23 protein-coding genes are annotated in these 24,805 nt (G+C 40.6%); 13 read left to right on the top strand and 10 right to left on the bottom strand.

Translation table 11 applies throughout. From position 1 onward, the window contains the following. Positions 1-259: 259 nt before the first annotated feature. From RMZ43_RS34300 to RMZ43_RS34280, 5 genes are all read right to left on the bottom strand, one after another. Positions 260-1,033, bottom strand: a complete 774-nt coding sequence (locus RMZ43_RS34300) for an MlaE family ABC transporter permease (RefSeq protein WP_322648510.1) — start codon at positions 1,031-1,033, stop codon at positions 260-262. 304 nt (positions 1,034-1,337) lie between these two features. Further along, entirely contained in the window at positions 1,338-2,012 is a 675-nt protein-coding gene (locus RMZ43_RS34295) for a response regulator transcription factor (protein ID WP_322648509.1), read from the bottom strand. Positions 2,013-2,075: 63 nt separating this feature from the next. Then, positions 2,076-3,494, bottom strand: a complete 1,419-nt coding sequence (locus RMZ43_RS34290) for a sensor histidine kinase (RefSeq protein WP_322648508.1) — start codon at positions 3,492-3,494, stop codon at positions 2,076-2,078. Positions 3,495-3,536: 42 nt separating this feature from the next. Continuing rightward, positions 3,537-4,268, bottom strand: a complete 732-nt coding sequence (locus tag RMZ43_RS34285) for a DUF4079 domain-containing protein (protein WP_322653775.1) — start codon at positions 4,266-4,268, stop codon at positions 3,537-3,539. Positions 4,269-4,391: 123 nt separating this feature from the next. Further along, a complete protein-coding gene (locus RMZ43_RS34280; RefSeq protein ID WP_322648506.1) occupies positions 4,392-4,772 on the bottom strand; it encodes a hypothetical protein in 381 nt (126 codons plus the stop codon). A 253-nt stretch (positions 4,773-5,025) separates the two neighbouring features. On the opposite strand from RMZ43_RS34280, the gene RMZ43_RS34275 reads away from it, so the two are divergent. Together RMZ43_RS34275 and RMZ43_RS34270 are read left to right on the top strand one after the other, a co-directional pair. Beyond that, positions 5,026-6,054, top strand: coding sequence for a DMT family transporter (locus RMZ43_RS34275; protein WP_322653776.1), 1,029 nt, complete (start codon positions 5,026-5,028; stop codon positions 6,052-6,054). An 853-nt stretch (positions 6,055-6,907) separates the two neighbouring features. Then, complete coding sequence (locus RMZ43_RS34270; protein ID WP_322653777.1) at positions 6,908-8,311, top strand: hypothetical protein; 1,404 nt, start codon at positions 6,908-6,910, stop codon at positions 8,309-8,311. Between the two features lie 540 nt (positions 8,312-8,851). On the opposite strand, the gene RMZ43_RS34265 is transcribed toward RMZ43_RS34270, so the two are convergent. After that, a complete protein-coding gene (locus RMZ43_RS34265; protein WP_322648503.1) occupies positions 8,852-10,000 on the bottom strand; it encodes an alanine--glyoxylate aminotransferase family protein in 1,149 nt (382 codons plus the stop codon). 162 nt (positions 10,001-10,162) lie between these two features. Here RMZ43_RS34265 and RMZ43_RS34260 point away from each other — a divergent pair, with 162 nt between their 5' ends. The 6 genes from RMZ43_RS34260 (at position 10,163) to RMZ43_RS34235 (ending at position 14,056) form a co-directional block, all read left to right on the top strand. After that, the gene (locus RMZ43_RS34260; protein ID WP_322648502.1) at positions 10,163-10,522 is read left to right on the top strand and encodes a DUF1499 domain-containing protein; all 360 of its coding nucleotides are present in this window, start codon (positions 10,163-10,165) and stop codon (positions 10,520-10,522) included. Between the two features lie 79 nt (positions 10,523-10,601). Beyond that, positions 10,602-11,270 (top strand): DUF1345 domain-containing protein, encoded by a 669-nt coding sequence (locus tag RMZ43_RS34255; protein ID WP_322648501.1) that lies wholly within the window; start codon positions 10,602-10,604, stop codon positions 11,268-11,270. Between the two features lie 114 nt (positions 11,271-11,384). Further along, complete coding sequence (locus RMZ43_RS34250; protein WP_322653778.1) at positions 11,385-11,630, top strand: ChaB family protein; 246 nt, start codon at positions 11,385-11,387, stop codon at positions 11,628-11,630. Positions 11,631-11,947: 317 nt separating this feature from the next. After that, positions 11,948-12,523 (top strand): GNAT family N-acetyltransferase, encoded by a 576-nt coding sequence (locus tag RMZ43_RS34245; RefSeq protein WP_322648500.1) that lies wholly within the window; start codon positions 11,948-11,950, stop codon positions 12,521-12,523. A gap of 650 nt (positions 12,524-13,173) precedes the next feature. Beyond that, positions 13,174-13,884, top strand: coding sequence for an ABC transporter ATP-binding protein (locus RMZ43_RS34240; protein WP_322653779.1), 711 nt, complete (start codon positions 13,174-13,176; stop codon positions 13,882-13,884). Between the two features lie 10 nt (positions 13,885-13,894). Then, the gene (locus RMZ43_RS34235; RefSeq protein ID WP_322653780.1) at positions 13,895-14,056 is read left to right on the top strand and encodes a hypothetical protein; all 162 of its coding nucleotides are present in this window, start codon (positions 13,895-13,897) and stop codon (positions 14,054-14,056) included. A gap of 42 nt (positions 14,057-14,098) precedes the next feature. Here RMZ43_RS34235 and RMZ43_RS34230 read toward each other — a convergent pair whose 3' ends face one another. Further along, on the bottom strand, positions 14,099-14,263 hold the full coding sequence (locus RMZ43_RS34230) for a hypothetical protein (protein ID WP_322653781.1): 165 nt from the start codon (positions 14,261-14,263) through the stop codon (positions 14,099-14,101). On the opposite strand from RMZ43_RS34230, the gene RMZ43_RS34225 reads away from it, so the two are divergent. After that, positions 14,263-14,409 (top strand): hypothetical protein, encoded by a 147-nt coding sequence (locus RMZ43_RS34225; RefSeq protein WP_322653782.1) that lies wholly within the window; start codon positions 14,263-14,265, stop codon positions 14,407-14,409. The genes RMZ43_RS34230 and RMZ43_RS34225 overlap by 1 nt on opposite strands. 275 nt (positions 14,410-14,684) lie before the next feature. Here the strand turns inward: RMZ43_RS34225 and RMZ43_RS34220 are convergent, their stop codons facing one another. Beyond that, positions 14,685-17,123, bottom strand: a complete 2,439-nt coding sequence (locus tag RMZ43_RS34220; protein ID WP_322653783.1) for an ATP-dependent helicase — start codon at positions 17,121-17,123, stop codon at positions 14,685-14,687. A gap of 110 nt (positions 17,124-17,233) precedes the next feature. Here RMZ43_RS34220 and RMZ43_RS34215 point away from each other — a divergent pair, with 110 nt between their 5' ends. After that, positions 17,234-18,400, top strand: coding sequence for an FAD-dependent monooxygenase (locus RMZ43_RS34215; protein WP_322653784.1), 1,167 nt, complete (start codon positions 17,234-17,236; stop codon positions 18,398-18,400). A 353-nt stretch (positions 18,401-18,753) separates the two neighbouring features. Here the strand turns inward: RMZ43_RS34215 and aqpZ are convergent, their stop codons facing one another. Next, positions 18,754-19,527, bottom strand: coding sequence for an aquaporin Z (gene aqpZ, locus RMZ43_RS34210; RefSeq protein WP_322653785.1), 774 nt, complete (start codon positions 19,525-19,527; stop codon positions 18,754-18,756). A 506-nt stretch (positions 19,528-20,033) separates the two neighbouring features. Beyond that, positions 20,034-21,122 carry a RuBisCO accumulation factor 1 gene (locus RMZ43_RS34205; protein WP_322648493.1) on the bottom strand — a complete coding sequence of 363 codons (1,089 nt, stop codon included), beginning with the start codon at positions 21,120-21,122 and terminating at the stop codon, positions 20,034-20,036. A gap of 479 nt (positions 21,123-21,601) precedes the next feature. Here RMZ43_RS34205 and RMZ43_RS34200 point away from each other — a divergent pair, with 479 nt between their 5' ends. The 3 genes from RMZ43_RS34200 (at position 21,602) to RMZ43_RS34190 (ending at position 24,733) form a co-directional block, all read left to right on the top strand. Further along, complete coding sequence (locus RMZ43_RS34200; protein ID WP_322653786.1) at positions 21,602-22,540, top strand: response regulator; 939 nt, start codon at positions 21,602-21,604, stop codon at positions 22,538-22,540. Positions 22,541-22,627: 87 nt separating this feature from the next. Beyond that, positions 22,628-23,320, top strand: coding sequence for a bifunctional demethylmenaquinone methyltransferase/2-methoxy-6-polyprenyl-1,4-benzoquinol methylase UbiE (gene ubiE, locus RMZ43_RS34195; protein WP_322653787.1), 693 nt, complete (start codon positions 22,628-22,630; stop codon positions 23,318-23,320). A 177-nt stretch (positions 23,321-23,497) separates the two neighbouring features. Beyond that, on the top strand, positions 23,498-24,733 hold the full coding sequence (locus tag RMZ43_RS34190) for a DUF445 domain-containing protein (protein ID WP_322648490.1): 1,236 nt from the start codon (positions 23,498-23,500) through the stop codon (positions 24,731-24,733). The last annotated feature ends 72 nt before the right edge of the window (positions 24,734-24,805 follow it).

Raw genomic sequence — 24,805 nt, 5'->3', positions numbered from 1 at the left:
ACATAGGACAGGTGCTGGATTTGACGTTATTTTCAGCTTACTACCTGTCCCTTTCCTTATCCCGAACTCAGGTTAAAGATAGTAATTTCGCTTGTAAATTCTCGAAATACATCTTCTGTATGTTCCAACGAAATCAGTTGCAAAATCAGTCTTTTAGATTCTAAATTTACTTTTTCTAAATTCTCCATAAATTACGATTAAATCCCCGTCTTGTGACTGTGATAACTGATAAATGTTGACTATTCACTGATTTAATACTTCAAAATGCAGGCTGTTCAAACAGCAGTACAGAAAGGAAAAAATCCATCACAAAAATTGATATCCAACTAGTAACCACTGCTTTTGTTGCCGATTCTCCTACTTCTTTTGCTCCCCCCTTAGTAGTTAATCCCCAACTACAGCCAATAATCGCAATTAGCACACCAAAAATAAACCCTTTTAGCAAAATAATAAACAAATCTGACGGTTCTAAAAAATCTCTAACTGATTCTAAAAATGTTTCGGGAATAATTTTATAAAAATATGATGCGGCTAAAGCTCCCCCAAAGATACCTGTAACTAAAGCCAAAATCGTTATTAAAGGTACCATTAAACTACAAGCAATTACTCTAGGAACTACTAGATAATCAATTGGATCAGTTTTGAGCATATAAAGTGCATCAATTTGCTCTGTGACTTGCATTGCACCGATTTCTGCTGCAAAAGCAGAACCTACTTGTGCCGCCATAATACTAGCAGTCAAAATTGGAGCTAATTCTTTACAAAAAGCTAAGGCAAAAGCACCCCCCACAGCATTGATAGCCCCAAATCGGATTAATTCTCTTGCCATCTGAAGAGTAAAAATCATTCCTGCAAAACCGCTAACCAAGAGAACTGGAGAGATAGAACTTGGCCCAGCAGTCACTAGATGTTGCATAATCTTGCGATAGTATGTTTTTCCTTGGAGGAAATGTAGCCACACTTGACCAAAAAGCAGTACTGCTAGAAAACAGCGTACAATCCAAGATTGCTCGAAATTTGTTTTTATTCGCAATTTTATCGTCCTTAAGACTGACTAATTGTTGCACATATCTTATATCAATTCTCCAAAATAAGACTAATAAGACTACAGATACAAGTGGTGGAAACCTAGCCAGATGTAATCTAACTTTCTCAATTACGTACAGTATTAAGAATTGGTATTTTAGTGTGGAAATTGATTTTATCAAATAAATCCTTGGGTTAATATCGTTCCTTCGAGAGGAAATTATATTAACCCAAGGATATGAATAAAAATAAAATATTTTAACTTATGACTTTTGATTTTTGACTCTTGACTTCCCCGATCGCGGGGCTAACTATTCTCGCAGTACGTACCCTACTCCACGCACGGTATGAATCAAGCGTTTTTCATTATTTTCTTCTAGTTTTAGGCGCAAGTAGCGGATGTATACTTCAATAATATTGGAATTACCCATAAAGTCGTAACCCCAAACTTTTTGTAAAATTTGGTCTTTAGTAAATACCTGACGGGGATGCGAGAGTATATATTCTAATAAGTCGAACTCTTTAGCCGTTAACTCAATTGCCCGTTTACCCCGGAAAACTTGGCGAGTCCGGTGATTTAAACTCAAGTCTTCAAACTGAAAAATATCCTGATCTGTTTCTTGAGTACGCCGTAGATGAGCGCGGATTCTAGCTAGAAGTTCTTCTATACTAAATGGTTTGACTACATAATCATCAGCTCCTGCATCCAAACCTGCGACGCGATCGTTAACTTCATCTTTTGCTGTCAGTAAAATTACTGGTACGGAAATACCAGTTGCCCGCAACCGACGACAGATTTCCAAGCCTGACAGTCCTGGAAGCATCCAATCAAGAATAACTAAATCTGGCGATAACTCCCGTGCTAATGTTAAACCAGCGATGCCATCATGTGCCACGTTTATATTGTAACCTTCACTACTTAGTTCTAATTCAACAAATCGCGCCAGTTTAACTTCATCTTCAACTAAGAGGATATTTGCTGCCATATTTGTAATATTAAAGCGGATAGGGTGACAATGAAAGTGCTACTTTAAATTGACTTTGACTAGCTATGTAAGTAGAGTGATGGTAAACACACTCCCTTCTCCTAATTTTGATTGCACAGATACATTACCACCCATACCCTCTACAAGAGTCTTAACAATGGATAAACCCAAACCACAACCGCCAGTAGCATGAGAACGGGATTCATCTACGCGGTAAAATCGCTCAAAAATACGTGTTTGGTGTTGTAAAGGAATACCATAACCTTGGTCACAAACTTGAATAATTGCTTTGTTATGAACCTGATTTAATTTTAAATTTATAGGTGTATTAGCTTCAGAATAACTAATAGCATTATTAATTAAATTGAGCAATATTTGTTTAAAACGGCTGTAATCTACTCTCACGCCAATAGGATAAGTTGTTGACTCGATTGTAATTAAGCGATCGCTATATTTTTGCGCCATCACTACGACCTCTTCAACTAAGTCATTCAACACATAAGATTTCATCTGAAAATTCAAATAACCACTATCTGCTCTTGCTAAATCAAGTAAATCTTGTAGCAAGCGAATAGTTCGTTCGGCTTCTGAGGCAGCAGTTTCTAAAGCTTCTTGTTGAATTTCGGTTAAGTTATTCTGCCGCCGCAAGACGCTTTGTAAGTAACCATGTACAATCGTCAATGGTGTACGTAATTCGTGAGAAACATTACTCACAAATTCTCGTTCTTGCTCCCAAGATTGCGAGAGGCGCGATAACAACATGCTTAAAGTTTGAGCTAATTCTTTGACTTCAGTAGGTGCATTGTCAACATATAATTGTGCTTTTCCTAAATCTTCTATAGAAATGACAGAAGTCATCTGACTTAGCTGGCGCAGTGGTTGTAGAGAACGCTTAATATAAAATGCACTTATAGTTATTATTACAATAATTGCCAAAATACAGCTAATATTCAAACTTTGTAGCATTGCCATAAACATTGTCTGCTCACGAGTAATGTCATGTACTACAAATAGCTTACCCAGATACTTACCCTGCACTTGCAAAAGACTACTACTAATAACAAAGTACCTTTGATTAACTTTGTAAATTTGTGGTTTAATCTGCATATTACTAAGGGACATTAACTCAGTAACCGTAGATTTAGATAATAAATCCAAAGTAGCAGATTTTATCAAAATTTTATTATCAGGATTTTTTAACCATAAAAATAAGTTGGTATTCGCTAAGTTATTAATAGCTTTTTGCAATCCAGTTTCAGGTTGCATCATTTCACTGTAAAGTTGCACATCACGCGGCAAACGCTCAGTGATTTCTTCTATATTATGCTTACGACTATCAATCAAAATTTGCTGCATTTTCCAACTAGTCCATGCAGCAAAACTACCTAATATTAAAGTTGAAAATGTAGCAATACCAATGGTAAGGCGTAATTGCAATGAAAAAGGATCAAGATTTATCCAAATATTTGTGGGTTGCTTCACTTTTATTTTTGTCTAGAGTATTGATAATATTGTTGTTCATTATTAGTTTTTAGGTAAAGATTGTGGCTGGACTATACAAGGTTTTGTATCACATTTTTGCTCATAAAGCATATTTATATAGCGTTCTTGCCAAGTGAGAGGAACTTCTAACAATGCTCGCGTTCCTGTTATCCCCTGTCCGATAAATAGTAATAGAGCAAGGGAACTAATAGTAATGTGAACCTTACGCCAGCGATTGGTCTTATCTTTATAAATTTCTGGCAAAATGGAGAGTGAAATAATCATTAGTAGAGCAGAGGTTAGCCCATAATAATAGTGAGAAGTGTACCATTGGTCAGTTTTGCGGTAGATACCATCTTGACATCCAAGCACTACTAATCCTATTCCTGTGAGGGTTGCAAATATGGCACGCCAGTTTTTTTGCTTTGCCTGATAAAGTAAATATAGAGAAGCGATCGCAGCCACAAACAATAACCCGATAAATACTACCTGGAATGGTGCTTTAATCCAAAGTTGCTTATCTAAAATATTACCAAAAATATCGTAGGCAAACGCTATTAAAACAATACTTACAACTGCTCCAGTTAGCCAGCGACCCAACTGCGTATGCTCTTGTCCTACAGTAGCGGGAATTTTGCTCTTACCTATGGCTAAAGTCTGCAATCGGCGTTGACGGACTTGTAAAGCGCGGTTGATAATGACGCCAATTAAAGGAAATACTACGAGTACAGCGATCGCTGGATGTAACAACAAGATAGCATCTCTAAATTCCATATCTGACCTTTGATCAAAAGTTACAAATTAGTTATCAAACAGAATTCAGGATTCAGGAGCAAAGCCAAAGACGCTCCTGAATTCTTCTTCAATTATTTATGTCTACTTAATTACAACTAATAATTACTTGACCTCATCAGCCTCAAATTTTGTTACTTTACCTTTTTTGACCGCAACTACTACATCAAAGGTAGAACAGTAAGAAAAGGTCACATTATTGGCTTTATTGTAAAGATTAACCACCATACCTGCGCCACCGGGTTGAATACCTAGTGGTTCAAGATCGCCAAAAAAGAAACGACGTAGTTCATCACCACCACCAAACTGACCCTTATGCTTGATGACTAAATCAATCTTTTGTTGAGTAGTTAAACCTGTAACATCTTTCTTTTCTGCGGCTGATGCTTGCACCAGTGAAGGACTGACAATTTTAAGTGGAACATCCCAGACTGTTAACATACCAACAAGAGCAACACCTGTAAGCAGAGAAGAAGCAATTTTCATTTGTTTTTCCTTGTGTTGAAGTTTCCCGATGAATAAAGCATCCCATCTGCTACTAAAGCTCAAATGAAACCAGTCTAGTAATTGTCTGAATTTATCCCTTAGAAAAATTTAGTTGAGACTCAGCATATTCTCAGGAAACTGTGAAATTTTCAATCTCAGCCTGCTTTAAGTGTTTTCTCAGATTTATCTCAACTTAATTTACCCAAGGTAGCGGAGTATAGTAAAAAAAAGTATTTTTTACAGCAGTATTATTATGAGCAGACCGAGAAAATGGTATTCTTTGATTTATAAAATTCCCGGTCAAACCTATCTCTGGCTAGCAATTTTAATTTTTGGAGCTTCGAGTGCAGTTACCCGCAAGCTGACACAAATTGGCGCTCAACATTTGATAGATGGTCGAAATCCGATTTCTCTATGTAATGTTTTATTCGTAGGAAATCTATGTGCCTTGATAGTTATGTTACCTATTTATAGGCGACAGTGGAACAAAAAGGCTTTGCAGCAATTGTCAAAGACAGATTGGTTGGCGCTGATAGCAGTAGCTATTTTATCAGGAGCGCTTGTCCCTGGCTTAATTTTTCAGGCATTAGCATTAACAGGGGTTAACAATATTATTTTGATTGGACGCTTGGAACCACCTCTGGGTATGGCTTTATCAGTCTGGTTACTGAGGGAACGGGTAAATCGTTGGGAAGTTGTAGGAGCGATCGCTGCATTTGTTGGTGTTACCCTAACTATTCTCCTGCAACCCTCACAGACGACTATGATCAACATGGGTGCTTTCAAATTAGGTATTGGGGAATTATTGGCAGCGATCGCAGCTGTAGCTTCAGTAGTTTCAACGATTATTGTTAAAGAATGGCTTTCTGATATCCCAGTGGGAATCTTTAGTATCTTTCGTACTGCTCTAGGAACTGTAATATTTTTCTTTGCTGCTTTAGTTCTCTATGGTAGCCACCACTTTATGGATGCATTTTCACCTTTTTTGTGGCAGTGGATGCTTGTTTATGCTGCTGTGATTGTGGTTTTAGGTCAGTCATTTTGGCTCAAGGGCTTGAGAGCTTCTACCGTGTCAACGGCTTCCTTAGCTGGCTCTTTTACTCCAATTGTGGGAATTTTGACAGCTTATTTGGTATTGGGTGAAGTTCCTACTTTCGCTCAATATATCGGTGGTAGCTTGATTTTAGTGGGGATATTCCTTAGTCAAGTTGCTGTTCGCTTTCAGATTTCTCGTAAAATTGCAACTCAAATAGAGCAAGGTATGGGATTTAAAGGGATTTGAAAAGACGCGATTAATCGCGTCTGTGAAATTATATGCAGCTTTTTTAATTCTTCTGGGTAGAAAACACGCGCCAGATAATAAAGACCGTAAAACCTAGATAGGTGAATACTGTCAGCCATTCTTGCCAGCTACCAAATTCATTATTCATCAGCAAAAGCCGGAAAATCAATATTTTTAAATCCTACACGCTGAAGTTGCCAGTGGCTTACTGGATTTTGGGACAAAAAGGCTACTCAAAAATTTTTAGCGAATTTTCCGGAATCGAGAACAGGAAAGTAGTATCACTTATTAGAGCATCAATTTTATACTGAAACTTTATAATTAACCTTCGGGGAATATAGCCCCATTGTTTTAAAAGCCTGGTCATGAAGACTGGGCTTTTGAAATTTATACCAATATAAAACTTACGCACACTCTACGAATTCTTCTCTACGAGACGCTGCGCGTTGGCGGAAGCCTCTCGCAGAGAAGGCGTTCTTGGCGTCTTGGCGGTTCGATAAATTAAGCTTTTCGGCAATTTTTGCGTAAGTCCTGCAATACTAATTACAGATGGATACCGGAAAAACGTAGACGCATTAGCGACGTTCGCGTAGCGTCTCGCAGAGAAGGAGCGTCAGCGGCTTGTTGCAGCCTACCACAGAGGCACAGAGAAGCCAGCGCGTTGCGGGGGTTCCCCCCGTTGTAGCGACTGGCGCGACACAGAGCAATAAGGATTTGAGAAAGTTTTTTGTAAGTCAGGTTAGAGCCAGTGCAGCATTTGTTTAAACTGTTTGCGTATCAAATAAAACTTTTTTCTTGAAACTTTTAAGAGATTTTATCGGTCTGGTTCTCCAAATTCTGCAAAAATCAACCAATGTCATCTTCTGCACAAGGTATTCCCGGATTACCTGATTTGACGCATCCAATTGAGCTTGTCCAATTTGGAACCCAGGCGCTCAAAGCTTCACTTTTATTAGTATTTTTGGTCGTAGCTTTAGGAATTGCGATCGCACTGATCAGTTTTTCTCTCCGTCGAAGCCAGCCGGAACAACTTATATTCATCGGCGAATGGGCTGTTGGTTATTCTCAACTGCTGCGAGGATTACAGCATTTAACTCTAGTATTAGTTCTGTTAGTACCGGGATTTTTTCTCTGTTCGACTTTAAGCAATCGCTACCACTACTGGGAACAAGCAAAAGCGGCTCAAGTCGCTCAAACTGTTGCAGGTGAAAGGCTCGAACAATTTGCGCCGCAAGTGCGCTACTCTATTCAAGAGCCATACTCTTATAACACTCAAATCAATGGCAAGATTGTTAAGGTCAACCAGACACGAGAGATTACTCGCTTCTTGATGCTGAGTGGTTCGCAAATTCAAGTCAAGCTCGACCAAAGCGTAGATGTTCCAGGTCGTAGCTCGGTTTATCAGGCAAATTATACTGCCGATTATAAAGTAGTTAACCAACTCAAGGATATTAATAATTTTTTCTTTGAAGCACCACCACCTAACGGTTATACACTGCTTGCTAGCTATAAAGTTGAGCGTGATAGTACTAGGCTACAACCAACCAACGCAGGTAATTATAGTTTTCCCTTCCGCTTAGAACCAGGGGAAGAAACTACCTTTCGAGTCACCTATCAGGCTCAAGGAGGGCCGCGTTGGGTTTATAGTGCAACGGGACAGTTGCTTTCTAACTTCCGCCTCACAGCAATTGCTAACTTTGCTCCGGCTGATTTTGCCAGTGGTATTGTACCTAATGAAATTAAAGCTGACGGACGCAGTACGCAATTTACTTGGAAGTTTGATGATAATGTTTCAGTCAAAAATCCATTTGGAGTGTTTACCAACACCGAACCTATTCGTCACACTGGCGTAATTCCACGTCTTTTATTGCTAGCACCAGCAATATTTTTGTGGTGGATATTGTTGTTATATTTATCACTGCCAATGAGTTTTAAAAATATTGCGATCGCTGCTAGTATTTTCTTTGCTTGTCTATTGATGTTGACCTATCTAGCTCGCATCATGAATGCTCAGTTAGCGTGGACTTTAATTTCTATTATCTTACTGTTTCTGACATGGGGATTGGGGGCAAGTCGCAGGGCTTCCCTTGCTGCTATTATCTGCACTATTGCCGGAGCAGTATTACCCATCTTTGGCTTATTAATACCGTTTAGTGGACTAACCCTCAGCCTCGCGGGTTTGCTTTGTGCCGTTTGGCTAGCAGTTCGTCATTGGTATGGCTGGTATAGTTTGCACCCAAAAGACCAAAGATTGTAGGGTTGTAGAAAAATGCTAAATATTAGATTAGCGAAGTTTTAGCAAATAGCACTTATGGATAACGATTTACTAACTTTTTTGGCGGCGGCTGGGTTACTCGTTCTCTATCTCATCTTTTCTGCATTGACTGAAATGGGGACTAAACTACCCTGGAAGAAATAAGCAGATAGAGGGATGAACTAAGAGATTAACAGTTATTAAAATCAAAAAATGTAAATTTAACTTACTTAAAAAATTTACATTTTTAAACCTGATTAGGCTTGGAAAAAGGAATAAACATCCTTTAGGCTAAGTTAATATACTTATTGTTCGAGGGAGTGCCAAATGCGCGATCCACAGAAGAACCAGATTAAAATTGAGCCAGCAACCCTCGTATTAATTGTGTCCCTACTAATATTTTTGCCTCTACTGTTTGTCGGTTTTTTATCGCAGTGAGTTTGCTTAATTCTCAAAGGAATCTTAACGCGATGCCTACGGTGGGCTACGCCTTTTATATCAGGTGCGTTAAGCTACTGTTAACGCACCACTCAAACCCACAAACTACTTAGGTAAAACTTGCCGTAGTGCTGCTAAAAGTTGGTCAACACTTTCCTTTCGACTATTAAAGCCCATCAATCCGACGCGCCAAACTTTACCAGCTAGTTCGCCAAGACCACCGCCAATTTCAATATTATGCTCATTGAGTAACTGCCGAGCGATCGCTTTCCCATCTACCCCTGTTGGAATGCAGACAGTAGTCAGCGTTGGCAGTCTATACTGTTGCTCAACGTGCATACTCAGTCCTAAGCTCTCCAACCCTTCCCAAAGATATTCTACGTTTTTCTGATGACGCTGCCAGGAGTTTGCTAATCCCTCTTCTGCAAGCAAACGTAATGCTTCCCGCAATGCATAATATAAATTAATCGGTGCTGTATGGTGATAGGTGCGTTCAGCGCCCCAATACTTACCCAGTAACAACATATCCAAATACCAGTTTGCAACCTTTGTTTGGCGCTGTTGCAATTTCTCAACGGCACGCGGACTCATTGTAAAAGGCGAAGCACCAGGCGGGCAACCCAATCCTTTTTGACTACAACTATAAGCTAAGTCAACTCCCCAATTATCCAAAAACAAGGGGACACCACCCAAGCTTGTGACTGAATCAACTAACAACAAAGTGCCAAATTCACGACACAAATCAGCGACACCTTCCAGTGGTTGACGTGCGCCGGTGGAGGTTTCGGCATGAACTAGAGCTAAAATAGTTGGACGATGAGTTTTTAAGGCAGTTTGGAGTTCATCGAGGTTGAAAACTTGTCCCCAAGGTTTGGTAATGGTTCGCACATCCGCGCCATAACGTCCAGCCATATCTACGAGGCGATTACCAAAATAACCAGCTACACCAATCAAAACCACATCACCAGGTTCTACAGCATTGGCGATGGTTGCTTCCATTGCGGCTGTTCCCGTACCACTGACTGCAATGGTGAGTGGGTTTTCTGTTTGCCATACGTAGCGTAGCAACGACTGAATTTCATCCATGAGTGCGAGAAAAGCCGGGTCAAGATGCCCAACTGGTGAAGTATTCATTGCTTGGAGAACTGCGGGATGGGCATTGGAGGGCCCAGGCCCCAACAGCAAACGGGATGGAATTTCTAACGGTGTGAGTTGCAAGCGCCGAGAGTCGTTAATTGAAATTGTTTGCGTCATAATCTGTTTTCGCTTAGATGATACTTACGGATCATAGAGCGAACGCATCACCTATGTTTTAGTGAATCTGTCATTTGTCAGAAGATGCAATTAGCCAAGGTATTACAGTGATTCAGCCAAATGTGCGAGAGTATACTTATTCACTTACCCGGAGACATAATTATGGTTTTTGCTGGCAAACGACCAAATAATTTAGGTATTAGCAACGGTAAATTAGCACCTTGCCCTAATTCTCCTAACTGTGTTTCTAGTCAGAGTACAGATGCAACCCACAAAATTGCACCACTGACTTTTACATCTAGTCCAGAAGAAGCGATTAGTAATCTTAAACAAATTATTAAGTCCTTACCAAGAACTAAAATCATTACCGAAAACCAAGATTATTTATATGCAGAATTTAAAAGCGCTTTACTGGGATTTGTCGATGATGTAGAATTCTATCTAGAGCGTAATGCTAATGTGATTCAAGTGCGTTCCGCTTCACGCTTAGGTCAGAGCAATTTGGGTGTTAATCGCCAATAAATAGAAACGATTAGAGCCAAGTTGAAATAATTCGTAATTCGTAATATATAACTGGATAACATCTGCGATCGCAATATTTGTGAAACTTTATTTATTTAAAAACTTTGACCCCCGTCCCAGACTGATCATTGCTATCGGACTCGCTGGATTAGTTTCAATAATTCTTCCGTCTTGGCTGCACTTACCTACTCGCATTCTCTGCGCTTGGAACTTTGGTGCTGACTTTTTCTTAGCTGTAACCTGGTGGAAGATGATCAAAGCTACCCCAGAAAAAATTCGCCGTTATGCTGAGAATGAATATGAAGGACATTTAGCTATATTCATGCTGGTGATAGCTGCGGCTTGTGCTAGTGTTTTAGCGATCGGGTTTTTATTAACTGAGAAAAAAGGATTGTCAACAACTCTGCTGACCCTACATGTCATACTTTCAATTATGACTATTGTCGGTTCCTGGTTACTAGTGCATACGATGTTTGCAGTGCAATATGCACATAGTTATTACAAATTTATTAGTCGTAATAATAGAGAAGAAATCACCAAAGGTTTAGATTTTCCTAATAACGACTATCCAGACTATTGGGAGTTTTTGTATTATTCATTTGTAGTTGGCATGACTAGCCAAGTTTCAGATGTGCAGACGACATCACGCGATATGAGACGCTTGACTCTGCTACATGGCATATTATCTTTCTTTTTCAATACCACAATTTTAGCGATGAGTATCAATATTATTGCATCGCTGATTTAAAAATCGCTTAACTCAGCCAAAAGTATGATCATTTACTCCTCTAATTTCAGAAACAGGAAATTCACTTGCAAGTTTTTTAACATGAACTTAACTTGATATAATCGGAGAAAGTTTATGGCTGATCAAACAATAAATGAATTGCCCGGTGAAATTAGAGAACAGTTACCCGAACACGCACAGCAGATTTTCCTAACTGCATATAGTGCTGCTCAAAGTAATGGTTCAAATGAAGAGAGTGCGCGTGAAATTGCTTGGAATAGTGTAAAGAATGAATACGAACCAGGCAGCGATGGTAAATGGCAGAGAAAGGCAGAAGACACTGCTATACATAATAAATCTGTTGTCTCTGGTGGCAATTAAGTGAATTTAAGCTTGGCATAGGGAGCTTTTGTTAGAGGTAAGGCAAAATTTAAAGGGAATTCCATGTTTACGAAGCGGGCATGGGATTCCCTTTTGCTTTTTTATAATTTTTGCAGCAAAATAATAGATATTTTAAACAAAGTATAATTATTTAAATATTATTGGCTAGAAAAATTTATCTATAGGACTAATGTTTGATTTCTGAAAAAGCTTGGTACAAATTAAAAAGCCTAATTCCCTATTCCCTACTCCCTACTCCCCACTCCCCGCCCACGGAGATAATTTCAAAAATCAAATACGATTCCTATATGCAGAAAATGTTAATTGAACAAGACGAAATTGCTATTCGTCTAATGGAAGATAAAATATATGATTATGAGTTGATGGCAAAATGGTTAACTGATGTACAAGTTTTAGAATTTTATGAAGGAAGAGATAATCCTTTTGATTTAGAAAGAACTATAGAAACGTACAAACCGATGATTAGAGGAGATGACCCGGTTGTTCCGTGTCTGTTCTACTATCGAAATATCCCCATTGGTTATTTGCAGTATTGTGCGCTCAACGACTTATCCCAAACCGATAGACAATTGTATCATCTCGATCAAACTGATTATGTCTACGGAATTGACTTGTTTATAGGGGAAACCGACTATTGGAACAAGGGAATTGGTACAAAAATCTTGTCAGCATTTATCAGTTATCTTTTTGAACAGCGACAAGCTCATAAAATTGTCATAGATCCTCATGTTAACAATCCTCGCGCTATCCGTTGCTATGAAAAATCTGGTTTTGTCAAAGTAAAGCTATTACCTGCCCATGAGCTACATGAAGGGAAATACTCAGATTGTTGGCTCATGGCAATAGATAGAAAGAATCCATTGCACTTCTAATTTACAACAGACATACCTTGAAAATAGGGAGTGGGGAGTAGGGATTAGGGACATAAATTTTCATTGCTCCTTGTGAGTGCAACTCATGGAGTCTCTTGCATAAATCAAAAATAAGGAACCCCACCCGCCTTTGAGTAAAGCAAATGCTCCCCTCCCGAAGAGGCTACGGTCTATACACAAGTGCTTTTGTTCAGAACACAAGTAGTTTCGTTCAGAACACAAGTGCTTTTGTTCAGAACACAAGTAGTTTCGTTCAGAACACAAGTGCTTTCGTTCAGAACACAAGTGCTTTCGTTCAGAACACAAGTGCTTTCGTTCAGAACACAAGTGCTTTCGTTCAGAACACAAGTGCTTTCGTTCAGAACACGAGTGCTTTCGTTCAGAACACAAGTGCTTTCGTTCAGAACACAAGTAGTTTCGTTCAGAACACAAGTCTTTTCGTTCAGAACACAAGTGGCAGTAGTACTTTATATTGTGTTAGACATTTTAGAATATTTTTGATAATGTTCACCTCTGTTCTATTTCTACTTACACTCAGGGTTATTTCATTCTCATTTAGCCTGCCTCAGAATAAATTCTGAGGCTAATAGCAAAAGTTGTCTAAAGACGACTAAGAAAGGCTTTTAGTCCATTAAGCATGGACTTGGGCTATGCGCTGCGGAACTTTAGTTCTGGGCGGTTTATTTCTAGAACGAAATAGCTCTGTAATCACACCTATAGACTTTGTGACACAAAACGATCTGATTATTTCAACAAAAAACCTAACGAAGACCTATGGTCAAAAGTCTGTTGTTGATAGATTAAATTTAGCCGTACCATCTGGCTCTATCTGCGGCTTTCTCGGCCCTAATGGGGCGGGCAAAAGTACTACAATTAAGCTGCTGCTTGGACTGGTCAAGCCTTCAAGCGGGGACGGCACTATTTTGGGTCAAAACATTGTTAAGGACAGTGTTGCTATTCGGGAGCAAATTGGGTTCCTTGCTCAAGATCCATCTTTCTATGGATACTTGAGTGCGCGTGAAACATTGCGTTTCGTCGCTTCATTCTTTTTCAAAGGTAGCAAAGCTGCGATCAAAAATCGAATTAAGGAAATAATTTACCTTGTAGGCTTGGATGGCAAAGCCGATCGCCCTGTTAGGGGATTATCTGGAGGTGAACGTCAACGTCTTGGTATTGCTCAAGCTGTAATTAACGATCCGAAATTGATTATTCTTGATGAACCAGCATCAGCCCTTGATCCATTGGGGCGACGTGATATGTTACAAATTCTCGAAAGCTTTCGGGGACGGTGTACTATTTTTTATTCGACGCATATTCTTGATGATGTGCAACGAGTCAGCGATACAGTGGTAATTCATTAAAAACGGCAGATTGGTCGCTCAGGGATCAATTCAGGAACTGCTAACAGGCGATCGCACCCAGTTTTACTTGAGTGTCCGTGGTGAAGGATTCAAGGTTAGCGATCGCTTGCAAAATGTGCCTTGGATTGAAACCATTACCTTTGAGGAAGGATTGCCAGATGTAAAGATGTAGTACATCAACCTTCAATATTTAAATAGAAAGTATGTAACTAAATTAACTCGCATGTTCCCAGTCACTAAGTAACTCATGCTGTTGTATAGTTTTCTTGCATTGGCGGAATGGTACTTTAGGAGTACCAATACTAATGCCAGGAAAAGACTGTTTTTTTGTCTTGCTGGGTCTATTTTCTTGTGTCGTTGTCAATTGTTGGGTTTTCATTGGTAAATCAATTTCTAATTAAAATCTCAGCACCAATTTATAACACCAATTTTCAAACGGCAACTTCCACTATAGGTAGCTTATTTCCTACAAATATTCACAATGCGATCGCTACTCAATACTGCGTAGGTTTTGAAGATTTATAGGTTGAGTTGAACTTTAGTGAAACCCAACAAAGCCCTGGAAATGTTGGGTTACCCTGCGCGAAGCCCCTTTGGGTCTACGTTCCTCAACCCAACCTACACATTTTTATTTTTTAGTCAAATAGGACTTACGCACACTCTACGAATTCTCGGCGCTCTTGGCGTCTTGGCGGTTCGATAAATTAAGCTTTTTAGCAATTTTTGCGTAAGTCCTATCAAACTACGCAGTATGGATCGCTACTAACTGTACATTCCAATTAATTTCTTAAGAGTTTTGCTCACGCTTGTTTGGCCATTACTCCTAAATTCATCACACATTCAGGAAATTGGCGCTTTAATGCTGGAAAAACCGGACAAGGCGCTTGTTCTTGTAAATTGTCCGGTTTACTCCAAGTAAATGGGGCTTTCTGGGCTGCTGACATCCACACCAGACGTTTTGCTCGTGTCATCGCAACATATAGTAAACGGTACTCCTCAGATATTTTCAAGTGCTTTGCTTGTTCCCATGCTTGTGTAACATCTGGTATAGTAGATTCTCCGTGGAGAGCAGCACGAATTTGGGCGCGGGCTACTTCTGATAAGGTAAAATCCCCTAAGAACTGGCTTTGGGGAGGAACCCAAAATCTACCAGGAATCAAGTTTTCGTGCAGGAAGGGAAGAAACACATAGTCCCAATCTAGCCCTTTGGCTTTGTGCATAGTAATAATGGTCAGTTGACCGCGACGGGTGTAACGTTCTTCCGAATCTTCGGTTTCTACTGGTTCAAACCGTTCGGAACTAACGATTTCACTTAAAGCTGACAGCATTCCCCCCATCGAACTATTGCCTGCTATCTGCTGGTTTACCCGTTCAGCAAGTTTGTCAGCAGTTGCCAATTCTGCCTGGTCGTAATTTAAGGTCAAGGCGAGAAAGGAAATTAGCTGGTACAGTGGCAATTCCAAGCGGGCGCGAAGTAAACTGCGACACAAACGAGCAGCTTTTTGGACTGTTTCTGGCTGTGGTGCTGCTAGAGGGCCAGGATACAAAAATTCTTCTGGGAGGCTAGCAAGGGCGTTGAGGTCTTGAGTAGGTATTAATTGACGCTGCACTAATGCTTCTAGTGCGGCTTTGAGGTAATCGGGGGAGTGGGGGCGATCGCAAAATTGCAGCAATGCTAAAATCTCTTGGGGAACATGGGAACGGCGATCGCGTTCTCCCACATCGTAAAGTGTAATATTATGCTCTTTGCACACAGATGCTAGAGCTTCTCCTAACCATCGTCCTTGACGATTTTCTCGCACTAAAATCGCTGCACTATTTTGTGTTGGGTCTTCGCCAAATAACTCAATCACTCTTTGAGATAACAATTCAACGGTGTGATGAATATCACGCGGGGTATAAAGTTCTAATCCTCGTCCTACTGGTGCTGGGTTGGCGTTCTTTTGTGGATCGTTTGTTTCAACAGGGCGAATTGTTTGCAAGCGAAATGGTACTTGTCGGTTGTCAGGAATCTTTTGTCCGTTATTCGTTGTTGCTAAGGACTGATTATTAATCCATTTAAGGGCAAAGTTAGCAGCTTCAATGATAATTCTAGTACTGCGACCAGCTTGATCCATCGTTGCCAATCGTTGAATGCGATCGCACTCTTCGCAAAATTGCCGAAAATAAATCGGATCGGCTGGGGTAAAAGTAGAGTTAATCGCTTGGTTGGGGTCGCCAACACGGACTAAGTTGAGTGCTGACTGATGACTGATGACTGATGATTGAGGAGTTATTATTCTCTCCCTGCCCCCTTCCTCATTTCCCCCATCACTTGCCAAAATTTCTAACAACTGCGTCTGTAATGGGCTAGAATCTTGGGCTTCGTCTTCAAAGACGGCGAATATTTGGTTTTGCTCAATCCTACGGGCGCTATCGTTTTCTAAAACGCGCAGTGCGGCTAAAATCATATCGTCGTAGTCAATGAAATCACGCGATCGCATTAAGTTTTGATATTGCTCATACAATCCCGCCGCTATGCTCAAAATTGCATATTCGTCTGTAGTTTGTTTACTCCACTCCCGTAACTTTTCTGGCGATATTCCAGAACTTTTTGCTTCATGAATTACCGTATTAGCCAATTCTGGCAATACTTCTGTTCGCAGCACCGATTGGCGACGCAATCTTTCTGTTTCTTCTCCGTCAAATTGATGACCTTCCAATAACCGCAAATATATTCCGGGATTATTTGCAATCCATTGCTCTACAGCTGTTCTGATAAAACGGTGACTTTGAGTCGGTGTAATTAATGTGACATTTTCTAACTGCAAACCCGATAAATCAGAATGGCGACTGGCAATGTTTAACGCTAGACCGTGTAGGGTGTAAACAAAAAATCCAGTTTGAGGGAGAGATAAATCATCTCGTAAGAATTTGCGAATCTTCGCTTTAATATTGGCAGCAGCAGAGCGAGTAAAGGTGACAACTACTAATTGACGGCGAGAGGATGAACGTTCATATTGACGGGCGATCGCGATCGCTGCCGCCGCCGCCATCCCAGTAGATTTGCCTGCACCAGGAACAGCAGAAATAGCCAAAGGGCCAGATTGCCAGTCAGCCATTTGTTGCTGTCCAGGACGTAAACCGTTGCGGATGCGTGCTATAGCTTCTGCTCGTAGGGATGACACGGGCGATCGCTCAGACAATTCTGGGTGGAGTGATTCTGGAGGCAAAGCAGCAGTAAAATTAGTGTCTGACATTATAAAATTTTATATTTTAAATTTAATTCCAAAACCGCAGATATGAAAAATTATTACTGTTTATCTGTGGTGACAAATATTTAATTGCAAACCAATTAGCTAATAGCTATATGAAAATACTAACAGCAAAGAAAATTATTTTGGTTGGCGGTGGCATCGGTGGCACTGCAACTGCGCTTGCTCTTTATCGAGCTGGATTTAAACCCATTGTTTACGAGCGCACGGCAACATTACGCGAAGTTGGGGCAGGAGTAGCGCTTTGGGCGAATGCTACCCATGTCCTAAAGGAATTAGGCGTATTGGACGATGTGTTACGCCAAAGCGATGCAATTACTAATTATCAGTTCTTCTCCCAGATGGGCAAAGAATTAATGAACCTCTGCATCAATCATTTTGAAGTGCCAGCCGTAGCCATCCATCGTGCTGATTTGCTCTCACTGCTCTGGCGGAAGCTGTCGAGTGAGCATTTTGTTTTGGGTCAAGCGTTTGAGCGTTTTGAGCCAGTTGAAAACAAAGTTCGTGCCTATTTTACTGGCGGTTTAGCAGAGGAAGGCGATGTATTGATTGGAGCCGATGGACTCAAATCAAAGGTGCGATCGCAACTATTTGGTGAAGCAAAACCGATTTATCGTGGGATGACATCATACCGAGGGCTGACGAATTACATACCTGACACTTATAAACGTGGATACATCTGTGAATTTTTGGGTTCCGGCAAAGCTTTCGGATTTGTGACGATTGGTAAAGGGCGAATGTATTGGTATGTAGCATCCAAAGCCGCCGAAGGACAATCCGACGCACCTGTTGGTCGTAAGCAAGAACTTCAGGAAATTTTTCAAGATTGGCCTACCCCCATTCCTGAACTCATTGCTGCAACTGATGAAACAAGTATTCTGAAGACTGATCTCTATGATCGTGTACCGATTCCCAAATGGAGCTTTTCAAACATCACGTTACTTGGTGATGCCGCACACCCTACTCTACCAACGATGGGACAAGGGGCGTGTATGGCAATTGAAGATGCGCTGGTCGTTACCCAGTGTTTACTAGAACATTCAGACCCCGCAGAAGCTTTGCGCCAATACGAATCGCTGCGGCTGGTTCGCACCAAAAAGATTGTTGAACAATCTTTACTAATAGGAAAAGTTGCTCAATTAGAGAATCCTGTTGTTGTGGCAGTAAGAAATACATTAATGAAGTTGTTGTCACAACAGTTTGACAATGACTATAGAGCAATTCATGCTTACAGAGTTAGCTTGAAACTTGATAAATACTGATTTTATGTTGGTTCTTATTGGTTGTAAGGAAGAGTAATTAGCTAGCGATCGCGCCGGACTAAGTTCAGTGCGAAAGCCACAAGAATACCCTGGCATTGATAAGCAATTTCTGAGCGAGCAATTAAACATTTTGCCAATCCCTTGATTGAAAAAATTAACCAAGCGTGATTTCTTCAGTCAAGGAATTGTTAAGAAGTCTAAAAATGAAATCTCAAGCGATGCCTATGGCAGGCTGTGCTTACGCAGCTTCACCTAAAGATTGATTATTGGAACAAGCACCAACTATTGTCGGTTTTGATCAGCTGCTGTAAAACCACAAATATTGCGCCAACTCGTACAGTTGAAAATGACTTTTAGACTAGCTCTTCGATGTTTTGCCGTTCGCTTACAGTTGATTCACTAAAGACGGCGACATACAACCATCCTGCTAAAATAGCTCCCAAAATCGGAGCTATCCAGAACAGCCAAACTTGAGAAAAAAGTTCTACACCTGCAAAAAGAGCAACTCCAGTACTACGGGCAGGATTAACCGAGGTATTGGTTACAGGAATACTAATCAGGTGAATTAAAGTGAGTCCAAAACCAATTGCCAGTGGTGCAAATCCTTTAGGAGCACGCCTATCAGTTACACCCAAAATAATCAATAGAAACATGAAAGTCATCACAACTTCAGTAATCAAGCAAGCAAACAGTGTGTAACTACCTGGAGAATGAGTCCCGTAGCCATTAGTGGCCAATGGGTTAGAGCCAGTTAAGGTAAATCCAGTTTTGCCACTCGCAATCAGGTAGATAATGCCCGCACCAACAACTGCACCGATTACTTGAGAGACGATGTAAGGTAGTAAGTCAGACCCAGGAAAGCGTTTACCTGCCCACAGTCCAAAGGAAACAGCTGGATTGAAATGGCCACCAGAAATATGACCAAAAGCATAAACCCCTGTAAGGACGGTAAGCCCGAATGCCAAAGATACACCGACTAATCCAATACCTAGTGGAAAAGAAGTATTTTCGCTAATTTTTGCCGCATCTGCTGTGTAGGCTGCGGCTAGAACAGCACTACCACAACCACCTAAGACAAGCCACAATGTACCAATAAATTCAGCCAAACAACGTTTAGTTAGAGACATTTTTGGAAAACTCCTTATTCAGCTACAAACGACTGATAGCGATGTTGGACAATCCTTGCGTTATTTATATCAACAGAAATCTATGGGTTTGTTTTCTTCCCATTAAATTTCCAATTAGTGAAAGTTCTGAATCCCTCACTAATAAATTCTGTTTTTTGCTAAATAATTGTGTTAATAAAAGAAGATACCGTAAAAGATAAAATAACCAAGAAAATACTTAATTTCTTAAGCATTTTGCTCAAAATGATACATTTGTTGAGATTCTTGCTCCAGTAACTTCTATTTGAAATTATTTGAAAATTTATTTAAATTTTCTAAGTTTTATAGAGAAAAATCAAGAGTTTAGACAAAGTATTAAGGAGCCAGTGCCTTGCTCTGCTTAAAGAGTTAAAGCAACTGGCAGCATTGGTCAAATCGAAAAATGAACTAATACCCCGACTGCTATGTGCTATTTAGACGGTATTATATAGATCACATCACGCAGTTAGTCCTGTCTAAAATTGAATTTATTCGTCAATCTGCCAGGAATCCTTAGTTAATTCTTCATCCAGAATTTTCTTAGGACGCACAATGATAATAATTTGTCCTAATAAGGGAATTTCTGGCTCAGTTTCAAACCACTGAAAATCTAATTCACCACCATTTTCAACAACAAAGTAGCTGGAGGCATCCCATTCTCGTTTGGCACGATCTACCACAACTACCACCGGCCCGATTTGGCTTTGGGTTTGGATGGGGAAGCGATCGCTATTCGCTAAAATCACTACTGGATCTTCTGCCCCCAACAACACTTGCCAACCTGGTAACGGCACCCAAGCTTGCTCTCCAGCAAATTTGACCATCCGAAATGGTTCAATTTCTGTCATTATGGGCACAGCTTGCAAGTCTTGCCGTGATAATGGCAACTCACCTACCACAGGCAAGATTCGGGGTAATTGTTCTTCAACTTCCAGGCGGTAGAAGGGTAAAATTGGCGCTGGACGTTGGGGAACGGTAGTAAAATCAGTCAGTAGTTGTTCGATTTTTTGCCTTGCTGCTGGCGTGTGAGCAAAGCGTAAACCTTTGGCAATTAGGCGCGATCGCTGTTGTAAATCTGCATTTTGGCGTGCCAGTTTCCAAACTTGATGAGCAACAGCATCCCCAGGATGGGCAGAAAACCCTTCTGGCAAAGTGCGGTAATAAGAGAACTCTTTAAGTGCTTTTGCTATTTCTCGTGCCTCATCGGCATCAACATTGTGGACGAAAATTAGTTCGGCGGCGGCGGCGCGTTCTTCTTGGGTGAGCAAACGCAGTTCATATAAAACATCACTACCGCGTGTGGCATAGTGCGATCGCGTTTCTTCCGATACTCCAAACTTTTCCAAAGAATTGTAAACTTGAGAACCAACAACCACCTGATTTTGTTGAATCGGCTCAAATCCAGTCGCCTCAAAAATGTCTTGGGGGTTGTAACCGGTTTTTAGCAACGAGGCGATCGCGGCTCCCCATTCCACCCAGTTACCTTGTTTTTGCCTCAGCCTTCGCAGTAATTCTTGTGCTACATCGTTGGTAGCATTTTCTTCGGGATTCTGAGCGTTGGGTGGTAGATCAGTCATAATCGGAGTGCGAGCTTCAACTTGAGAGGTTAATTAATACCTCATGAGCAAGTCTTATTTTAATCTATGAACTACCCATAGTTATATCTTGCACCTGCCCACTTGCTTGCCAAGAAATTTATTTCACAGGCTTTTAGCGCAAGTCTACTAAGCGTGGACTCTAATCCTTTTTGAGCCATCTTTAGAAGAATGCAATAATAGCCTCAGAATGAATTCTGAGGCAGTTGTTGGGATTGGTGCAAGTTTTGCGTATAACTACTGCTTTGAGTTTATCTGTAGAAACTTATCTAGTTAATTCTTCTTGTGCAATTTTTTCTTGCTAGAGATATTTGGGCAGGCAAATCTCCTCTGTGACATCACAGCTATCGTATTTAAACATGCAAAATAACTCCGTAAAAACCCTTGATAACTTTTAGCTATTCTCAACTAAGCTTGGTATGGAATATAACAAGATAGTGAATATTTAAAGGAAATATCTTATGGATAAGCCCACTCTCGAAATTGATAAACTCCAATCTCAAGTGATGACTCTCCAACAATCAAAAAAGCTAAAAATCCTAGTAGTTGACGATGAGCCAGATAATCTCGATCTGCTTTATCGTACCTTTCGACGCGACTTTAATGTTTTAAAAGCTGATAGTGGGGTGAACGCCCTAGAAGTTTTGGCAGCAGAAGGGGAGGTAGCGGTGATTATCTCCGATCAACGGATGCCAGAAATGAAAGGAACTGAGTTTCTCAGCAAGACTGTGCCTCAGTTTCCCGATACGGTTAGGATAATTCTCACCGGATTTACTGATATTGAAGACTTGGTAGAAGCGATTAATGCGGGGCAAGTCTACAAATATATCACCAAGCCTTGGGACCCAGGCGAACTGAAGGCAGTGGTGCAAAGAGCAGCAGAAACCTACGACTTGCTCAAGCAACGTACTGAAGAATTACGCCGTTCTCATGCTCAAATAGCCTTGCTGAGTGTTTTGGTACAGGTAACTCAAGCAGTTTCTAGCTTAGAAGAAACTCTCGCTCCAATTGCTAGGGCCGTGAGTGATACTTTTGGAACAGATGGGTGTATTCTCCAACTGACAGATGGAAATACTCTGATTGCGACTCAAGGAACTTACAGCGATACAGGTACAATAGAAAATTGGCTATCTGTTGACCCACTAACAAAGGAAGCGATCGCCACCGGGGAAATGCAAGTTTCCTTAAATATACCTAAAGACACTAAATTAGTTGATGCTATTCACTACAAAAGTACGGGTGTGCAAGCACATTTAGTTATTCCAATTAGCTACCGTAATCAACTTTTGGGCGTATTATCCCTACAGTGGAAACAACCCTGCACTTTACGCGAAGATGAATTAATGCTAATTAATTTATCAGCCCAACTGATAGCGATCGCTCTTACTAGTTGTCATTAGTCATTTGTCATTAGTCATTTGTCATTAGTGAAAAACCAATGCCTAATGCCTAATGCCCAATGCCCTATGCCCAATACCTAATACCCAATGACTAACGAAATTCAGTCCATTTTTAACCGTATTGCTCCGGTTTATGACCAGTTAAACGATTGGTTAAGTCTAGGGCAGCATCGAATATGGAAGGAAATGGCAGTGAAATGGAGTGCAGCTAAATCGGGTGATACAGCATTAGATTTGTGTTGCGGTAGTGGTGATTTAGCTTTACGTCTGGCACGGCGTGTAGGGGCAACAGGGAAGGTTTACGGAGTGGATTTTTCACCCAACCTGCTAGAAAAAGCTAAAGAACGCTCATATTGGCAGTACCCCCAACCTGCGATCGCCTGGATAGAAGCCGACGTGCTAAATTTACCCTTTGAGGATAACCAATTTGATGCCGCAACAATGGGCTATGGTTTAAGAAATGTTAAAGATATTTCCCGCAGTCTCCAAGAGTTATATCGGGTTTTGAAGCCAGGTGCTAAAGCCGCAATATTAGACTTTCATCGACCGAGTAATCCTCAGCTACGTGCCTTTCAGCAGTTGTATCTGGACAATTTTGTAGTGCCAGTTGCCAGTTATTTAGGTTTAAAAGAAGAATATGCTTACATCAGCCCTAGCTTAGACCGCTTTCCCATCGGCAGAGAGCAAATAGAGTTAGCGCGTCAAGTTGGTTTTGCTGTTGCCACACACTACCCCATTGTGAACGGTATGATGGGAATGCTGGTAGTCAGCAAATTTTAGATTTTAGATTTGCAATTTTGGATTGGGGACTGCGGAATAGATAATTGGTAATGGAGAATCTTAGTGGTTAGTGGAAAAGCAACTAACAATTAATAACCACCAAATACCAATTACCAATACTCAATCCCTAATTTCTAATCTAGAATCCAAAATCCAAAATCCAAAATCCAAAATCCTGTGGACTGGTCTCATCTTTGGCTTTATGTGTCTCCCCCGGTACTGGGTGGAATTATCGGCTATTTCACAAATGACATAGCCATCAAAATGTTGTTCCGTCCTTACCGAGCAATTTACATTGCTGGACGAAGAGTACCCTTCACCCCTGGATTGATTCCCCGCAACCAGGAACGTCTGGCTCTGAACATTTCTAAGACAATCATGGGGTCACTTTTGACACCACAAGAATTGCAAAATCTGGCGCGGCGTTTGTTGCAAACAGAACGCGTACAAGGAGCAATTCTCTGGTTGTTGCGGCTGGCAATTGAACAAATTAAAACAGATAAAAACGAGAAAAGTGCCAAAATTGTGGCGGGGATTTTGCGGGATTTAATAGGGGAATCTTTGCCACGCTTACTCAAGGTTTTAGCGCGGCGCGAAGACTTTTTGGAAGCGCAGATCAATCAAATTTTTGACCAGATATTGCTGGAATTTCAATTGAGTGAAGAACAAGCTACGCGGCTTGCTGATTGGTTGTTGCAAGCAGTTTTACCGCCAGATGTGCTGCGACAGACGATAGTTGATTTTTTGACCGATCGCACAATTCAAATTATTGATGAAGGCTTCCGCGAAAAAACCAGTGGGACTTATTGGGTAGTAGCAAATTTGTTTGGCTTACGTAATACTCTCACACGGCTACGAACTTTTTGTTTGGATGAAAAAGAGGCTGCTAATGCTCGCTTGCAAGAATTGACTAAAGATTTGCAAATCCGCGATCGCATTCGGAAATTATTGCAAAATTTATCATTACAAAACTTGCCAATTGGGACGGTGAGGCAGCTCCGCAAGACTACCCGCGAAAGTGTCCGCCATTACTTACAAAACAGTGGCAGTGATTTTTTACAAGGATTAACTGATTCTGTTGATTGGGAAAATATTGCTGTAGTTTTGCTGAATCGTCTGAGTACTTCACCTGTTGTCAATACTTCTTTAGAAGTAATGAGTCAAGAATTGGCTTTAATATTAGATAAGTATTTGGAAAAAGATTTAGAAGTAATTGTGGCGCAAGTAATTCCAATTTTATCGATAGATCAAGTGATAGTTGACCGAGTTAAATCAACTTCACCGGCTGATTTAGAAGCCGCAATTGAGGGAATTGTAAAAAATGAATTACAAGCGATTGTAACTTTAGGTGGTGTTTTGGGTTTTGTTATCGGGTTGTTGCAAACTGGGTTTTTAATATTTAGTCAATATTAATTTTGTATTTTTGACTGTAAATTTTTCTCAAATTAGAGTTGCAAATTGCCCAGATTGTGAAATGAGTGAAAT

Source organism: Nostoc sp. CmiVER01, assembly GCF_034531135.2.
In the GTDB taxonomy this organism is placed as follows: Bacteria; Cyanobacteriota; Cyanobacteriia; order Cyanobacteriales; family Nostocaceae; genus Nostoc.
The sequence above is the reverse complement of the archived record's forward strand: the minus strand, read 5'-3'. Positions and strand labels throughout refer to the sequence as shown.

Coding starts and splice junctions, on each gene's coding strand:
- RMZ43_RS34295 (WP_322648509.1), bottom strand. CDS start 2,012: ATGGCAGCAAATATCCTCTTAGTTGAAGATGAAGTTAAACTGGCGCGA.
- RMZ43_RS34285 (WP_322653775.1), bottom strand. CDS start 4,268: ATGGAATTTAGAGATGCTATCTTGTTGTTACATCCAGCGATCGCTGTA.
- RMZ43_RS34280 (WP_322648506.1), bottom strand. CDS start 4,772: ATGAAAATTGCTTCTTCTCTGCTTACAGGTGTTGCTCTTGTTGGTATG.
- RMZ43_RS34275 (WP_322653776.1), top strand. CDS start 5,026: ATGAGCAGACCGAGAAAATGGTATTCTTTGATTTATAAAATTCCCGGT.
- RMZ43_RS34270 (WP_322653777.1), top strand. CDS start 6,908: ATGTCATCTTCTGCACAAGGTATTCCCGGATTACCTGATTTGACGCAT.
- RMZ43_RS34265 (WP_322648503.1), bottom strand. CDS start 10,000: ATGACGCAAACAATTTCAATTAACGACTCTCGGCGCTTGCAACTCACA.
- RMZ43_RS34260 (WP_322648502.1), top strand. CDS start 10,163: ATGGTTTTTGCTGGCAAACGACCAAATAATTTAGGTATTAGCAACGGT.
- RMZ43_RS34250 (WP_322653778.1), top strand. CDS start 11,385: ATGGCTGATCAAACAATAAATGAATTGCCCGGTGAAATTAGAGAACAG.
- RMZ43_RS34245 (WP_322648500.1), top strand. CDS start 11,948: ATGTTAATTGAACAAGACGAAATTGCTATTCGTCTAATGGAAGATAAA.
- RMZ43_RS34240 (WP_322653779.1), top strand. CDS start 13,174: ATGCGCTGCGGAACTTTAGTTCTGGGCGGTTTATTTCTAGAACGAAAT.
- RMZ43_RS34230 (WP_322653781.1), bottom strand. CDS start 14,263: ATGAAAACCCAACAATTGACAACGACACAAGAAAATAGACCCAGCAAG.
- RMZ43_RS34220 (WP_322653783.1), bottom strand. CDS start 17,123: ATGTCAGACACTAATTTTACTGCTGCTTTGCCTCCAGAATCACTCCAC.
- RMZ43_RS34215 (WP_322653784.1), top strand. CDS start 17,234: ATGAAAATACTAACAGCAAAGAAAATTATTTTGGTTGGCGGTGGCATC.
- aqpZ (WP_322653785.1), bottom strand. CDS start 19,527: ATGTCTCTAACTAAACGTTGTTTGGCTGAATTTATTGGTACATTGTGG.
- RMZ43_RS34205 (WP_322648493.1), bottom strand. CDS start 21,122: ATGACTGATCTACCACCCAACGCTCAGAATCCCGAAGAAAATGCTACC.
- RMZ43_RS34200 (WP_322653786.1), top strand. CDS start 21,602: ATGGATAAGCCCACTCTCGAAATTGATAAACTCCAATCTCAAGTGATG.
- ubiE (WP_322653787.1), top strand. CDS start 22,628: ATGACTAACGAAATTCAGTCCATTTTTAACCGTATTGCTCCGGTTTAT.